At 62.5% G+C, this 14,161-nt stretch carries 13 protein-coding genes and 1 riboswitch; of the genes, 9 read left to right on the forward strand and 4 right to left on the reverse strand.

Annotated elements, in window-relative coordinates:
- Positions 1–86: 86 nt before the first annotated feature.
- Together USDA257_RS22095 and USDA257_RS22100 are read right to left on the reverse strand one after the other, a co-directional pair.
- Positions 87–1,634: an amino acid permease gene (locus USDA257_RS22095; RefSeq protein ID WP_014765202.1), complete on the reverse strand. Its 1,548-nt coding sequence runs from the start codon at positions 1,632–1,634 to the stop codon at positions 87–89.
- 107 nt (positions 1,635–1,741) lie between these two features.
- Positions 1,742–2,515 carry an N-formylglutamate amidohydrolase gene (locus USDA257_RS22100; RefSeq protein ID WP_014765203.1) on the reverse strand — a complete coding sequence of 258 codons (774 nt, stop codon included), beginning with the start codon at positions 2,513–2,515 and terminating at the stop codon, positions 1,742–1,744.
- A gap of 170 nt (positions 2,516–2,685) precedes the next feature.
- Here USDA257_RS22100 and USDA257_RS22105 point away from each other — a divergent pair, with 170 nt between their 5' ends.
- From USDA257_RS22105 to USDA257_RS22130, 6 genes are all read left to right on the forward strand, one after another.
- Positions 2,686–3,564, forward strand: a complete 879-nt coding sequence (locus USDA257_RS22105) for a MurR/RpiR family transcriptional regulator (RefSeq protein WP_041415507.1) — start codon at positions 2,686–2,688, stop codon at positions 3,562–3,564.
- A 193-nt stretch (positions 3,565–3,757) separates the two neighbouring features.
- Positions 3,758–4,861, forward strand: a complete 1,104-nt coding sequence (locus tag USDA257_RS22110; protein WP_014765205.1) for an ABC transporter substrate-binding protein — start codon at positions 3,758–3,760, stop codon at positions 4,859–4,861.
- Between the two features lie 68 nt (positions 4,862–4,929).
- Positions 4,930–5,811 (forward strand): ABC transporter permease, encoded by an 882-nt coding sequence (locus USDA257_RS22115; protein ID WP_041414524.1) that lies wholly within the window; start codon positions 4,930–4,932, stop codon positions 5,809–5,811.
- Positions 5,808–6,596: an ABC transporter permease gene (locus USDA257_RS22120; protein WP_014765207.1), complete on the forward strand. Its 789-nt coding sequence runs from the start codon at positions 5,808–5,810 to the stop codon at positions 6,594–6,596. Before USDA257_RS22115 ends, USDA257_RS22120 begins: the two co-directional genes overlap by 4 nt.
- Positions 6,597–6,600: 4 nt before the next feature.
- On the forward strand, positions 6,601–7,662 hold the full coding sequence (locus USDA257_RS22125) for an ABC transporter ATP-binding protein (RefSeq protein ID WP_014765208.1): 1,062 nt from the start codon (positions 6,601–6,603) through the stop codon (positions 7,660–7,662).
- 115 nt (positions 7,663–7,777) lie between these two features.
- Positions 7,778–8,029, forward strand: a riboswitch (FMN riboswitch).
- Between the two features lie 90 nt (positions 8,030–8,119).
- Entirely contained in the window at positions 8,120–8,593 is a 474-nt protein-coding gene (locus USDA257_RS22130) for a 6,7-dimethyl-8-ribityllumazine synthase (protein ID WP_014765209.1), read from the forward strand.
- Between the two features lie 74 nt (positions 8,594–8,667).
- Here the strand turns inward: USDA257_RS22130 and USDA257_RS22135 are convergent, their stop codons facing one another.
- A complete protein-coding gene (locus tag USDA257_RS22135; protein ID WP_014765210.1) occupies positions 8,668–8,994 on the reverse strand; it encodes a TfoX/Sxy family protein in 327 nt (108 codons plus the stop codon).
- 130 nt (positions 8,995–9,124) lie between these two features.
- The gene (locus tag USDA257_RS22140) at positions 9,125–10,096 is read right to left on the reverse strand and encodes a GlxA family transcriptional regulator (protein WP_014765211.1); all 972 of its coding nucleotides are present in this window, start codon (positions 10,094–10,096) and stop codon (positions 9,125–9,127) included.
- Positions 10,097–10,205: 109 nt separating this feature from the next.
- On the opposite strand from USDA257_RS22140, the gene USDA257_RS22145 reads away from it, so the two are divergent.
- The 3 genes from USDA257_RS22145 to USDA257_RS22155 all read left to right on the forward strand — a co-directional run bounded on the left by USDA257_RS22145 (position 10,206) and on the right by USDA257_RS22155 (position 14,121).
- The gene (locus USDA257_RS22145) at positions 10,206–11,108 is read left to right on the forward strand and encodes a 3-keto-5-aminohexanoate cleavage protein (RefSeq protein ID WP_014765212.1); all 903 of its coding nucleotides are present in this window, start codon (positions 10,206–10,208) and stop codon (positions 11,106–11,108) included.
- 223 nt (positions 11,109–11,331) lie between these two features.
- Positions 11,332–12,822: a carnitine 3-dehydrogenase gene (locus USDA257_RS22150; RefSeq protein ID WP_014765213.1), complete on the forward strand. Its 1,491-nt coding sequence runs from the start codon at positions 11,332–11,334 to the stop codon at positions 12,820–12,822.
- 138 nt (positions 12,823–12,960) lie between these two features.
- Positions 12,961–14,121, forward strand: coding sequence for an acyl-CoA dehydrogenase family protein (locus USDA257_RS22155; RefSeq protein WP_014765214.1), 1,161 nt, complete (start codon positions 12,961–12,963; stop codon positions 14,119–14,121).
- Positions 14,122–14,161: the final 40 nt, after the last annotated feature.

Genomic DNA, 14,161 nt, shown 5'->3' on the forward strand with positions numbered 1-14,161 from the left:
AATCCCATGTTTCGGCGCGGCCGTTCCCGTAGCCGCCAATACGAAGCGGAGACCGCAAGTGCGATCTCCGCCCTCTTTTTGTCTTCTTAGACTTCGCCGACGGCCTTTTCGGCCGCAGCGATCTCGGCCTGGCGGCGCGCGACCTCATCGCCGATCGGCGGCCCGCGGAAGCGGCGGTTCTCGAAGCCGAACCAGATGATGCCGGTGACGACGAGGAAGCCGACGGTGATGTAGAGCGCCCAGTCATTCGGCGGCTGAATGCCGAGCACGAAGATCAGCACCATCGCGATGATCGACAGGATCGCAAACAGCTTGAACATTCCTTCGCCGAGGTTCCAGGGCCCCATCTTGTCCCATTTCGACGTTCCCCAGGCGAAAAGGCCGAGCGTGATCGGGATCGCGAAGGAGAAGAACAGGAAGATGACCGTGCACGAGACGACGATCGTATAGACCGGCGTTTCGCCGATCGAGACGAGCGACGAGCCCCAGACGAACAGCACTGCGAGGATCGAGCCCGTCCAGATCGCCGCAACGGGCGTGCGATAGGTGGGGCTTACCTTCGAAAGAGCCTTGGAGGCCGGCAGACCGCCATCGCGCGAGAAGGCGAAGATCATGCGCGAGACCGAAGTGACCGTTGCCAGGCCGCACAGCCACTGGCTGACGAAGATGGCGAGATAGAGTATGTCCTTGATGACCGGGTGGACCTGTGCGTCCATCGCCCAGAAGAAGACGTTCCAGCCCTGCTTGGCAGCCTCGTCCATGTTCGGGATCATCAGCACGAAGGCGCACAGCATGATGTAGCCGAAGAGCGCCGACCAGAGCACCGAGGAGACCATGCCGCGCGGCACCGATTCGGCCGCCTTGACCGTTTCTTCCGATGTATGCGCCGAAGCGTCATAGCCGGTGATCGTGTAGATCGGCAGCAGCAGGCCGAGCAGGAAGACCCAGGTTCCGGAAGTCTGCGGCCAGACATTGCCGCCTGCTTCGCCGGAATAGTTCGCGAAGGTGAAGAGCCTGCCGATCTCGTAAGAGTCGGCTGCTGCAAGGCAGGCAATCGCCAGCAGGATCGCGGTCGCGAAGATCAGATAACCCGAGAAGTCGGTGAGCTTCGCCGTCAGCCCGATTCCCATATGGTTCACCAGCGCCTGCGCGCCGGTGATGATGGCCAGGAATACGATGCGCGTGGTCGTCGAGTCCTCCAGTCCCAGATAGGGCGTGCCGAACGAACCCATGAAGAAATAATAGGTACCGACATTGATGGCGCCGAGAACCGTGACCAGCCCGAGGAGGTTGAACCACGCCGTCACCCAGCCGGTAAAACGGTTCCCGAGGATCGAGCCCCAGTGATAGAGGCCGCCGGCCGTCGGATAGGCGGAGCTGATCTGCGCCATGGCAACCGCGAAGACGAGCGAGATGAAGCATCCAAGCGGCCAGCCTATGCCGATTGCCGCTCCGCCCGCACCGGCGGTCGCCTGCGCCAGCGAGTTGATGCCGCCTGATAGGATACAAATGATTGAGAAGGATACGGCGAAATTCGAGAACTGGCTCATTCGCCGCTCGAGTTCCTGGGCATAGCCCATCGAATGCAGGACTTGCAGATCCTGCTTCTTATCGGTTTCGGTGTAGTCTGACATCTCTTTCCCCTGTTTCTCCTGACCCGGCGCGCCATTGCGAAAGGTCATGTCACCTCCTGTTCCGGCACAGGAACAGGACCGCGGCTTTGCCGCTCCCCTGGGTCTTTTTATCTTTTCGGAAGGGCGGCCACGCTTCTGGCGAACAGCCCTTCCAGATAATCGGCCATGACCCTTTGGCCGATCTCGTTGCGAATGAGATCGTTTCTGATCTCGATCATCACGTTCGGCAGCCCATAACGGACGCCGTATTCTATCAAGCTATGCGTTACCCCGTCTGTCGGCCCATAGGGCTCATTGCGACGGATGTCGTATGCAACCTGCCCCGCCGTCGCGGCCGCCAGCATGCGATCGGCGAGCCGACTGTCGGCGTCGTGGAGGATGCCGAGCTCGACGTTGCGCGGCTTGCCGAAATAGACCGGCGTGAAGCTGTGCATGGTGACGAGGATGGGAAGCCTGCCGGCCGCCTTGCGGCCGACGACGAACTCGGACACCGCATCGTGGAACGGCAGGTATATCTCGTCGATCCGCGCCTGGCGCTCCGCCGCCGACATCGATCGGTTCCCCGGCACCTCGTAGACCTCGCTGACGACCGGTGTTGCAGCGTCGGAATCCGGAGGCCGATTGCAGTCATAGACGAGGCGCGAAAAACGCTGATGAATGAGCGTGCCGTCCACTTTCCCGGCAAGCAGCCTCGAAACCGCCAGCGCACCCGGGTCCCAGGCGATGTGGCTTTCAAGCGCCTCCTTGGAAAGCCCAAGCGTTCCGAGGCGCTCGGGCAGACGGCTGGACGCATGCTCGCAGACGAAGAGGAAATCTCCTTTCGCATCGGCATTCTCAATGGCGACCGGCTCGCCTTCTGCCTGCGTCAAAAGCCCCGTCAAAACCGGCTCCCCATTGCCTCGTCAGACGATGTTGATGAAAAGAATTCTTCACGAATCAGCGAGTGTCAATAAAAATCTGAAACGATCTCTTCAGATTTCCATTGACTCCAATTGGGGCCGCGATGTTTAATTTCCTTCAAGCTGGCAAAGACCGGCTGAGGGGCATGACATTGAACGGCAACACGGCATCCATGACGGTGTTGGATGTGATCAACGCACATTTCGCGGTGCTGACGCGCGCCGAGAAGCGTTTGGCGGAGACACTTCTCGACAACTATCCGGTCTCCGGTCTCGGCTCGATCACCACGGTCGCCGAGAACGCCGGCGTTTCGACGCCAACGGTGGCACGCATGGTGCAGAAGCTCGGTTTCCGCGGCTTTCCCGATTTCCAGTCGAGGCTGCACCAGGAATTGGAGGCGACGATCTCCAATCCGATCGCCAAGCACGATCGCTGGGCGGCAAGCGCACCGGGCACCCACATCCTCAACCGCTTCGCCGATGCCATCATGGGCAACATGCGCCAGACGCTATCGCAGATCGAGCCCGTCGAATTCGATCAGGCGGCGGCCCTCGTCGCCGACCGTAAGCGAAATGTCTATCTCGTCGGCGGCCGTATCACCCGCTCGATGGGCGATTATCTCTTCACCCATCTCCAGGTCATCCGCACCGGCGTCACGCAGATTGCCGCCAATCCGAGCTCGTGGCCGCACTACGTTCTCGACATGAAACAGGGCGACGTCCTGATCCTGTTCGATATCCGTCGCTACGAACAGGAAATGGAGACCCTCGCCCGCTCGGCCCGCAACCGGGGCGTCGAGATCATCCTCTTCACCGACCAATGGGGTTCGCCAATCGCCAAGTCCGCCTCCAAGGTTTTCCGCGCCCAGATCGAGGTGCCCTCGGCCTGGGACAGCTCGGTCATGCTGCTGTTTCTCGTCGAGACGCTGATCGAGGCGGTGCAGAGCTCGAATTGGGACGAGACGAGGGATCGAATGAAGACGCTCGAGGGCCTCTTCGATTCGACACGCATCTTTCGCAAGCCAGGCTAGGAGGTACCGGTCGCAGACTGAATGTCCGGATGAAGGATTGAAGGTGCAAGGCGCGCCGCGCACCCCTTGGAACGCAAGCCCGGCCAAAGCGGCGTTCTCGCCGCAAACGGGAAAAAGGCCTGTCACACAAGTTTCATCGCGCCACTTTAACAGCATCGCCGAAGTTGACTGAAAACCGATAAGGAGAACACCAGTGATTTCAAGGACTCAACGCCTGCTCTCGCTCTCGACCGCCATGCTGCTGGCAACCACGGCTGTGGCCGCTGCCGAACCGAGCGAAGAGCTCATCGCCGCCGCCAAGAAGGAAGGCACGCTGACGACCATCGCGCTTCCGCACAGCTGGTGCGGTTATGGCGACGTCATTGCCGGCTTCAAGGCCAAGTACGGCATCGAGGTCAACGAACTGAACCCGGACGCCGGTTCGGGTGACGAGATCGAAGCGATCAAGGCCAACAAGGGCAACACCGGCCCGCAGGCGCCTGACGTGATCGACGTCGGCCTGTCCTTCGGCCCCTCGGCCAAGGCCGAAGGCCTGATCCAGCCCTACAAGGTCTCGACCTGGGACACGATCCCGGACAGCGCCAAGGATCCGGAAGGCTTCTGGTACGGCGACTATTACGGTGTTCTCTCCTTCGTCGTGAACACCGACATCGTCAAGGAAGTGCCGAAGGACTGGGCGGACCTCAAGAAGTCGGACTACGCGAACTCGGTCGCGCTCGCCGGCGATCCGCGCGCGTCCAACCAGGCCGTGCAGGCCGTCTATGCCGCCGGCCTTTCCGCCGGTGAAAAGGATGCCGCCAAGGCGGGTGAGGCAGGCCTCGCCTTCTTCGCCGAAGTCAACAAGGCCGGCAACTTCGTTCCGGTCATCGGCAAGTCCGCTTCGCTCGCGCAAGGCTCGACCCCGATCATCATCGCCTGGGACTATAACGGTCTCTCCTGGCGCGACAGCCTCAACGGCAACCCGCCGGTAGAGGTCGTCGTTCCGGCCTCCGGCGTCGTCGCCGGCGTCTATGTTCAGGCGATCTCGGCCTACGCCCCGCATCCGAACGCCGCCAAGCTGTGGATGGAATATCTCTATTCGGACGAAGGCCAGCTCGGCTGGCTGAAGGGCTATTGCCACCCGATCCGCTTCAACGACCTGGCCAAGAACGGCAAGATCCCGCAGGAAATGCTCGACAAGCTGCCGCCGGCAGCGGCCTATGAAAAGGCCGTCTTCCCGACGCTCGAGGAGCAGGCTGCCGGCAAGGAAGCGATCACCACCAAGTGGGACAGCGTCGTCGGCGCCAACGTGCAGTGATGCAAACGCCTCCCCGCTCATCGGCGGGGAGGCCTACTTCCTCCGACACCGGAACGGCCGAAGCCTTCATGACCACGACTACAGCGACAGCACCTCTGATCAGCAAACGAGCGGTCATCGATTGGCTCGGCATCGCACCCTTCGCAATCTTCGCGCTTCTGTTCCTGATTGTTCCGACACTCTATCTCGTCACCGGCGCCTTTCTGACGCCCGAGGGGGCGTTCACCTTCAAGAACCTCGGCGATCTCTTCACCCCGTCGATCATGAGCGCCTACTGGATCTCGATCCGCGTCTCGGTCGCCTCCTCGCTCGGCGGCGCGCTGATCGGCTTCTTCCTCGCCTGGGCGATCGTGCTCGGCGGCGTGCCGAACTGGATCCGCTCCGGCCTGCTGACTTTTTCCGGCGTCGCCTCGAATTTCGCCGGCGTGCCGCTGGCCTTCGCCTTCCTGTCGACGCTCGGCCGCACCGGCCTCGTCACCGTCTTCCTGCGTGACTGGTTCGGCTTCAATCTGTACGGAACCGGCTTCAATCTCCTGAGCTTCTCCGGTCTCACCATCACCTACATGTATTTCCAGATCCCGCTGATGGTGCTGATCCTGACGCCGGCGCTGGACGGGCTGAAGAAAGAGTGGCGCGAAGCCGCCGAAATCCTCGGCGCCTCCACCTGGCAATATTGGCGAATGGTGGCACTGCCGATCCTCTGGCCGAGCCTGCTCGGTACGACGCTTCTGCTTTTCGCCAATGCCTTCGGCGCCATCGCCACGGCTTACGCGCTGACCGGCAGTTCGCTCAACATCGTGCCCATCCTGCTCTACGCTCAGATCCGCGGCGACGTGCTGCACAACCCGAACCTCGGCTACGCGCTGGCGCTCGGCATGATCGTCATCACCGGCATTTCCAACATTCTTTATATCTGGCTGCGCATGCGCGCCGAACGGTGGCAGAAATGAAAGCACAACGCCTCGGCGCCTGGATCGCCATCGCCATCGGAGCGAGCTATTTCATCGTTCCGCTGCTCGGCACGCTGGAGTTCTCGCTGCGCATGCGTCGCGGCGCCTATTCCTTCGACGCCTACGCATCGGTTTTCTCCGACATCCAGTTCCGCGAGACTTTCGGCTATTCGATGCTGATGGCTGTGCTGACGATCATCTTCGGCATGCTGCTCGTCGTACCGACGGCCTATTGGGTGCGGCTGCGCCTGCCGCAGGTCCGCCCGGTGGTGGAATTCGTCACCCTCCTGCCGCTCGTCATCCCGGCGATCGTCATCGTCTTCGGTTATCTCCGGCTCTACAATTCCTCGTCGATCCTGCCGCTGACCGGCTCGACCTCGGGCACCAATGCGCTGCTGATGTTCTCCTACATGACGCTGTCGCTCCCCTACATGTACCGCGCCGTCGATACGGCGATGCGGGCGATCGATGTCAGGACGCTGACGGAAGCGGCGGAAAGTCTCGGCGCCAAGTGGCCGACGATCCTCTTCCGCTGCATCTTCCCGAATGTGATGAGCGGCGTGCTTTCCGGCGCCTTCATCACCTTCGCGATCGTGATGGGCGAATTCACCATGGCGGCGTTGCTCAACCGGCCGGCCTTCGGTCCTTATCTGCAGCTCGTCGGCGCCAACAAGGCCTATGAGCCCTCGGCGCTCGCAGTCATCGCCTTTGCCATCACCTGGCTCAGCATGGGGCTGCTCCAGCTCGTCTCCCGTTTCCAGAAATCCGTTTCGCCCAAGGCTTGATCACATGGCATTCCTGACACTGACCAATATCCAGAAGTCCTTCGGCCCGGTTCAGGTCGTCCATAATTTCGACATGGGCATTAACAAGGGAGAGTTCGTGTCCTTCCTCGGCCCGTCCGGCTGCGGCAAGACCACGGTCCTGCGGATGATCGCAGGTTTCGAGACGCCGTCCGCCGGTTCGATCGTCATCAATGGCAAGGACCAGGGCACGCTGAAACCAAACCAGCGCAACATCGGCATGGTGTTCCAGGCCTACGCACTTTTCCCGAACATGAACGTGCAGGACAATGTCGCCTTCGGCCTGAAGGTCGCCGGCGCCTCCAAAACGGATATTGATATACGGGTGAAGCAGATGCTCGGGCTCATCAAGCTCGAGCACCTGGCGGACCGCTTCCCCTATCAATTGTCCGGCGGCCAGCAGCAGCGCGTGGCACTTGCCCGCGCGCTTGCCGTCAAGCCGCAAGTGCTGCTGCTCGACGAGCCGCTCTCGGCACTCGATGCGAAGATCCGCATCTCGCTGCGCGAAGAGATCCGGCAGATCCAGCAGCAGCTCGGTATCACCACGGTGTTCGTCACCCACGACCAGGAGGAGGCGCTTTCGATCTCCGACCGCATCGTCGTCATGAACGCCGGCCGCGCCGACCAGATCGGCACCCCCTTCGAGATCTACAATACGCCGGCGACCCGCTTCGTCGCCTCCTTCGTCGGCACGCTCAACATCATCGAAGGCAAGGTGGCCGACCCCGCCACCGGTGCCGTGATCGTCGGCGGACACCGGATCTCGCTGAAGGAGCCGATCGCCGCCCTGAAGGGCGGAGACGGTATCTCGCTGGCGCTCCGGCCGGAAGCGGGGTCCATCGCCGAGGGCGCGAGGGGCGACACAGCGCTTCCCGGTGAAGTTGTCTCGACGAGCTTCCTCGGGTCAGTGATCCGCACCAAGCTGCGGGTTGGCGAGGATGTCATCTCGTTCGACATGTTCAATGACCCAGGCATCACTCCCCCTGTTGCGGGAGAGAATGTGACATTGCGCTTCGCCGCCAAGGACCTGCTGGTCATTCGGGAGTAGCTCTGGGCCGGAATGTTTTGTTGGGCTTCCCAGGTTCGGAAAGAAATCTGTCGTGATTTCTCGCTTTTTCGTCGTTGCGCGCGTTTGACCGGCGCCGACCTCTGTGTATAGTCGCACGCGTTCTCAGGGCGGGGTGAAATTCCCCACCGGCGGTAGCGGTCGGTGGATCTAACGATCCGACGGTCGAAGCCCGCGAGCGCTTCAGGCACCTACAGCGCCGCGCGTCTGTTTGACGCGCAAGGGTCGCTGTAGTTTTTGAGTCGCTGCATGATTTCGCCCTTAAAAGGAATCATGCAGTGCCTGAAGGTCAGCAGATCCGGTCGAAGTCCGGAGCCGACGGTCACAGTCCGGATGGAAGAGAGCAAGCAGTGCGAACCCCTTTCGCGGGGTAGCCGCGCATGCATGTTCGCCCGACGGGATCATTGGAAAAAATGCCAACCCTGAAAGGCTTGAGACCATGACCATTCTTTCCCACCCCTCCACCAAGATCGCCATCGTCCGCGCCCGCTGGCACGCCGATATCGTCGACCAGTGCGTCGATGCCTTCGTCGCGCAATGGTCGAAGCTCGGCGGCAACGCGGCCGACGTCGAGATCTTCGATGTGCCGGGAGCACTGGAAATTCCGCTGCATGCGCAGAAGCTCGCCAAGACCGGACGCTATTCTGCGATTCTCGGCACCGCCTTCGTCGTCAATGGCGGCATTTACCGCCACGACTTCGTTGCCGGCACCGTGCTCGACGGTATGATGCGCGTCCAGCTCGACACGGATGTGCCGGTGCTTTCGGCCGTCCTCACTCCCCACAACTTCCAGGAAAGCGAGCCGCTGATCGCCTTCTTCCGCGACCATTTCGTCGTCAAGGGCGAGGAGGCTGCGAATGCCTGCGCGCAAATTCTCGCTGCGCGCGCCAAGCTCGCCCTAATCAACGCCTGAGGCGTCTTTCGCTAAATCTGAGGAGGGGGCGCGTGAAAACGCGCCCCCGTTACGCCCCTGGCCACTGCCTGCGGTCACTTCGGCGGCAGCGAGAGCACATAGCCGAGCGCCGCATCCAGCAGGCGTCTCCTCAGGGCATCGTCGCCATAGGCCTCGGCACCTGCGCGCACCCAGCCATGCATTCGACGCTCGCCCATCACCATCGGAGCAATGCCCGGGAGGGCCAGGGCCCAGCCGTCATTGCCCTTGCCGAGCCTCACCAGCATCCCGTCCTCCCGGGCGCCGGAGACGAGATTGCCGTTCACGAGAAACGCCAGGCCGCCGAACATCGGCTTTTCGGAGAGCCCCGGCCGCTCGCCGAGTTCCTGCCTGATCAATTCTTCAAGCCCCAGATCGCGCATTGGATTTTTTCCTCGTTCTCTTCCGGCCAAGGCGGCGCGTGCATGATTCACTTCCCGACAAACCGGCAATAAATCTCTGATTCAATTCACGGAAACGGCCTCCGCTGAATCACTCTCTGAAGTCGTTGAATCAGCTCTTGAGCTTCAGTCTCCGCCGCGTCTCGCTCGGGCTCTCGCGATAGTGGGCGCGGTAGCTGCGCGAAAACGACGACGACGAGTTGAAGCCGCAAATCGCCGCGATGTCGGCAAACTCTATTCGCGTCTCGATCACCTTGCGGCGCGCCGCATTGAGGCGTAGCGCCAGATAGTGCTCGTGCGGGGCCACCCCCATGGTGTCCTTGAAGAGGTCTTGCAGGTGCCGGGCGCTGACGCCGATCCGGCGTGCCAGCTTGGCGAGTGTCAGCGGCGCCTCGACGGTATCCTCCATCAGCTTGACCGCCGCGCCGACCCGACTGTCGAGAATGCGCATGTTGCCGATCGCCGGCACCTGCAGCAGGTCGCCGCGCGTGCGCTCCTGCTCGTAGATGAAGAGGCGCGAGACCTCGAGCGCCAGCGAATAGCCGTGCGCACGACGGATCAGTTCCAGCATCAGATCGAGCGTCGGCAGCGAGCCGCCGGTGGTGATGCGCTTGCCATCGATGACGAAACGGTCGCGAACCATGCTCACTTGCGGATAGGCGGTGGCGAAATCCTCGAAGTCTTCCCAATGGGTCGTGGCGGAAAAATTGTCGAGGAGGCTCGTCTCGGCCAAGAGCCAGGAACCGGATTCGATCCCCGCCATCGTCTCCCGGTGCCGCGCCGTCTGCGACAGCAGCATCTTCAGCTGCGAGGTGGCGCTGCGCCGCCAATTGTAACTCGACAGCACGAAGAGCGGCGCCGTCTCGCGCAGCGGCCGAAAGGGGCCGGACACCGGGATCGGGATGCCGCTTTTGGTCTCGATCGCTTCGCCGTCCGGGCTGAACATCGTCCAGCTATAGAGCGCCCGCCCGGCGATCCGGTTGGCGGCGCGCAGCGGCTCGACGACGGAGGCGACAAGAATGAGATTGGTCTCCGGCAGGATCAATAAATCAACATGCTGCACGTGCGAAATCCGAGCGTCCATGGCGAAACTTCGTCCCATTTGTGCCGATAATGTATAGGATCGCTCCATTTATGGAAAGCAGCGTCGCCTTTTCTGGCCCGTAATGGGTGCAACGAAAAGGGAGACAGCTATGCCGCTCAGCATGAACCGCGAGGTCTTCATCACTTGCGCCGTCACCGGTTCGGGGGACACCGTTTCGAAATCGGGCCACGTTCCGATCACGCCGAAACAGATCGCCGAAGCGGCGATCGAAGCGGCCAAGGCGGGTGCCGCCATCGTCCATTGCCATGTCCGCGATCCCGAAACCGGGACGCCGGCTCGCCGCCTCGACCTCTACAGGGAGGTGACGGACCGCATCCGCTCCGCCGATGTCGACATGGTCCTCAACCTGACCGCCGGCATGGGCGGCGACCTCGTCTTCGGCAATGTCGAAAACCCCCTCCCGCTCAACGAGAAAGGCACCGACATGGCCGGCGCCACCGAGCGCGTCGCCCATGTCGCCGAATGCCGGCCGGAGATCTGCACGCTCGACTGCGGCACGATGAACTTCTCGCTCGGCGAGTATGTGATGACCAACACGCCGTCGATGCTGCGCGAGATGGCGCGTCAGATGACCGCCCTCGGCGTCCGCCCCGAGATCGAGGCCTTCGACACCGGCCATCTCTGGTTCGCCAAGCAGCTCGTCGAGGAAGGCCTGATCGAGGATCCGGTGCTGATCCAGCTCTGCATGGGCATTCCGTGGGGCGCGCCGGACGATCTCAACACCTTCATGGCGATGGTCAACAACGTGCCGTCGAACTGGACCTTCTCGGCCTTCTCGATCGGCCGCAATGCGCTCGCATATCCGGCAGCGGCGATCCTCGCCGGCGGCAATGTCCGCGTCGGCCTGGAGGACAATCTCTATGTCGGCAAGGGGCAGCTCGCGACGAACGGTCAGCTCGTCGAAAAGGCCGCGTCGGTAATCGAGGGCATGGGTGCAAAGATCATCGGACCGGCAGAGGTCCGCGAGAAGCTGAAGCTGACGAAGCGGTGACAAGACCCCTCCCTTCCCCACAAGGGGGACGGCTTAGTCTGCCGCGCCGGCAAACCCGAAGTCACCGTCGGCATGCTTGGCCAAGTCTTACGAAAGACCGAGCGGCAGGGCGAAGGAGCGAAGAGGGACGTAGAGGATCCGGAGCCACCCATCCCTCCCCCTTGTGGGGAGGGTGGCCGAAGGGCCGGAGGGGCGCCCACGGAACAAACGGGATGGAGAGGGAATGAGCATCATCACCAGGGCCGCCTGTGTTGGCGGCGGCGTCATCGGCGGGGCTTGGGCGGCGCGGTTCGCGCTCGCCGGCATCGACGTCAACATCTTCGACCCGCACCCGGAAGCCGAGCGCATCATCGGCGAGGTCATGGCCAATGCCGAGCGGGCCTATGGCATGCTGACCATGGCCCCGCTGCCGCCGCGCGGCAAACTCGTCTTCTGCAAAAGCATCCAGGAAGCCGTCCACGATGTTGACTGGATTCAGGAAAGCGTTCCCGAACGGCTGGAACTGAAGCGCGGGGTGGTAACCGAGATCGATGCCTTCGCCCGCCCCGACGCGCTGATCGGCTCCTCCACCTCCGGCCTGCTTCCATCGGACCTGCAGGCCGAGATGAAGCATCCCGACCGTATGTTCGTGGCCCACCCCTATAACCCCGTCTACCTGTTGCCGCTGGTGGAGCTGGTCGGCGGCAAGCAGACTTCGCCGGAAACGATCAAGCGCGCCGAAGCAGCCGTCGCCGAGATCGGCATGAAAGGCGTTGTCATCGCCAAGGAAATCGAGGCCTTCGTCGGCGACCGGCTGCTCGAAGCGCTCTGGCGCGAGGCGCTCTGGCTGATCCAGGACGATATCTGCGATACCGAGACGCTCGACGATGTCATGCGCTACTCCTTCGGCATGCGCTGGGCCCAGATGGGTCTGTTCGAGACCTATCGTATCGCCGGCGGCGAATCGGGCATGCGTCACTTCCTCGCCCAGTTCGGTCCCTGCCTCAAATGGCCCTGGACCAAGTTCACCGACGTCGTCGATCTCGACGACGCACTCGTCGAGAAGATCGGCGCGCAATCTGACGCCCAGGCCGCCGGCCGCTCGATCCGCGAGCTCGAACGCATCCGTGACGAAAACCTCGTCGGCATCATGCAGGCGCTGAAAGCCGGCAATGACGGCGAAGGCTGGGGCGCCGGCAAGCTGCTCGCCGATTTCGAGAAGCGCCTCTGGGCGAAGGGCGGCAATCAGTCGAAGACGTACGACGCTTCCGGCCCCCTGCGCCTGGTCGAAATCAAGGTCAACGCCGCCTGGGTCGACTACAACGGTCACATGACCGAGCACCGCTATCTGCAGCTCTTCGGCGACACGTCGGACGCGCTGCTCAGGCTGATCGGCGTCGACTTCGCCTATGTGGAGGCGGGCCACAGCTACTACACCGTCGAGACGCATATCCGCCATCTCGGCGAGGCCAAGCTCGGCCAGGCACTCCATACGACGCTGCAAATTCTTTCGTCGGACGAAAAGCGCATCCACTTCTTCACGAGGATCCACGATGCCGCCTCTGGTGAGGTGATCGCCACCGCCGAGCAGATGATGCTGCATGTCGATGCCAAGGCCGGCAAGTCTGTCGCTGCGCCGGACGCGGTGCTGGAGAAGCTGAAGCCGATCGCGGAAGGCCACGCGAAGCTCGCCGCGCCGGAAGGTGCAGGACGGTACGTCGGGCAGAAACGCTAGCGCCTGAGGCGGCTGCCCCGAGTCATCCAAGTCCCCTCTCTCCGGGGAGAGGGCTAGGGTGAGGGGAAAAGCACCAGCGGATCGTTGAGGAGCGATCTGCGGGCGAACGCAGGCGGACAAGAACGACGAGGGAGAACCATGAATTTCGCACTGACCGAAGAACAGCAGATGATCGTCGATACGGTCCGCAGTTTCGTCGAGACCGAGATCTATCCGCACGAGAACGAGGTCGAGCGCACCGGCATCGTGCCGCGGGAGCTTGGCCAGGACATCGCCCGCAAGTGCAAGGAGCTCGGCTTCTTCGCCTGCAACTTTCCGGAAGAGGTCGGCGGCGCCGGGCTCGATCACCTGACCTTCACGCTCGTTGAGCGCGAACTCGGCCGCGGCTCGATGGGCCTGACCGTCTTCTTCGGCCGCCCCTCCGGCATCCTGATGGCCTGCAATGAAGAGCAGCGCGAGCGTTACCTGCTGCCGGCGATCCGGGGTGACAAGTTCGACGCGCTTGCGATGACCGAGCCGGACGCTGGTTCCGATGTGCGCGGGATGAAATGCTTCGCCAGACAGGACGGCGACGACTGGATCGTCAACGGCACCAAGCACTTCATCAGCCACGCCGACATCGCCGATTTCGTCATCGTCTTCATCGCCACCGGCGAGGAGCAGACACCGCGCGGGCCGAAGAAGAAGATCACCTGTTTCCTCGTCGATCGCGGCACGCCCGGCTTCGAAATCCGCGACGGCTACAACTCCGTTTCGCATCGCGGCTATAAGAACTGCATCCTGACCTTCGACGATTGTCGGCTGCCCTCCTCGCAGATCCTCGGCGAAGTTCACAGAGGCTTCGATCTTGCCAATGACTGGCTCTACGCAACACGGCTGACGGTCGCCGCCACCTCCGTCGGCCGCGCCCGCCGCGCCTTCGATTATGCCCTCTCCTATGCGGCCGAGCGCAAGCAGTTCGGCAAGCCGATCGGCGCCAATCAGGGCGTCTCCTTCAAGCTCGCCGACATGATCACCGAAATCGATGCCGCCGACCTCTTGACGCTGTCGGCCGCCTGGCGGCTCGACCAGGGCCTGCCGTCGAACCGCGAGATCGCCTCGGCCAAGGTCTACGCCACCGAAATGCTCGCCCGCGTCACCGACGAAGCCATCCAGATCTACGGCGGCATGGGGCTGATGGACGACCTGCCGCTCGCCCGCTTCTGGCGCGACGCCCGCGTCGAGCGCATCTGGGACGGTACCTCGGAAATCCAGCGCCACATCATCAGCCGCGATCTGCTCCGGCCGCTGGGGGCTTGAGGGATGGTGGTCTTGATCGATATGCGTTTTCAAGAAGCCC

This window comes from Sinorhizobium fredii USDA 257 (assembly GCF_000265205.3).
GTDB lineage: Bacteria > Pseudomonadota > Alphaproteobacteria > Rhizobiales > Rhizobiaceae > Sinorhizobium > Sinorhizobium fredii_B.

What these genes read in the sequence shown, in the direction of transcription:
- USDA257_RS22115 (WP_041414524.1), top strand. Translation starts at nt 4,930, where the DNA reads ATGACCACGACTACAGCGACAGCACCTCTGATCAGCAAACGAGCGGTC.
- USDA257_RS22145 (WP_014765212.1), top strand. Translation starts at nt 10,206, where the DNA reads ATGCCGCTCAGCATGAACCGCGAGGTCTTCATCACTTGCGCCGTCACC.
- USDA257_RS22130 (WP_014765209.1), top strand. Translation starts at nt 8,120, where the DNA reads ATGACCATTCTTTCCCACCCCTCCACCAAGATCGCCATCGTCCGCGCC.
- USDA257_RS22120 (WP_014765207.1), top strand. Translation starts at nt 5,808, where the DNA reads ATGAAAGCACAACGCCTCGGCGCCTGGATCGCCATCGCCATCGGAGCG.
- USDA257_RS22150 (WP_014765213.1), top strand. Translation starts at nt 11,332, where the DNA reads ATGAGCATCATCACCAGGGCCGCCTGTGTTGGCGGCGGCGTCATCGGC.
- USDA257_RS22140 (WP_014765211.1), bottom strand. Translation starts at nt 10,096, where the DNA reads ATGGACGCTCGGATTTCGCACGTGCAGCATGTTGATTTATTGATCCTG.
- USDA257_RS22135 (WP_014765210.1), bottom strand. Translation starts at nt 8,994, where the DNA reads ATGCGCGATCTGGGGCTTGAAGAATTGATCAGGCAGGAACTCGGCGAG.
- USDA257_RS22095 (WP_014765202.1), bottom strand. Translation starts at nt 1,634, where the DNA reads ATGTCAGACTACACCGAAACCGATAAGAAGCAGGATCTGCAAGTCCTG.
- USDA257_RS22125 (WP_014765208.1), top strand. Translation starts at nt 6,601, where the DNA reads ATGGCATTCCTGACACTGACCAATATCCAGAAGTCCTTCGGCCCGGTT.
- USDA257_RS22155 (WP_014765214.1), top strand. Translation starts at nt 12,961, where the DNA reads ATGAATTTCGCACTGACCGAAGAACAGCAGATGATCGTCGATACGGTC.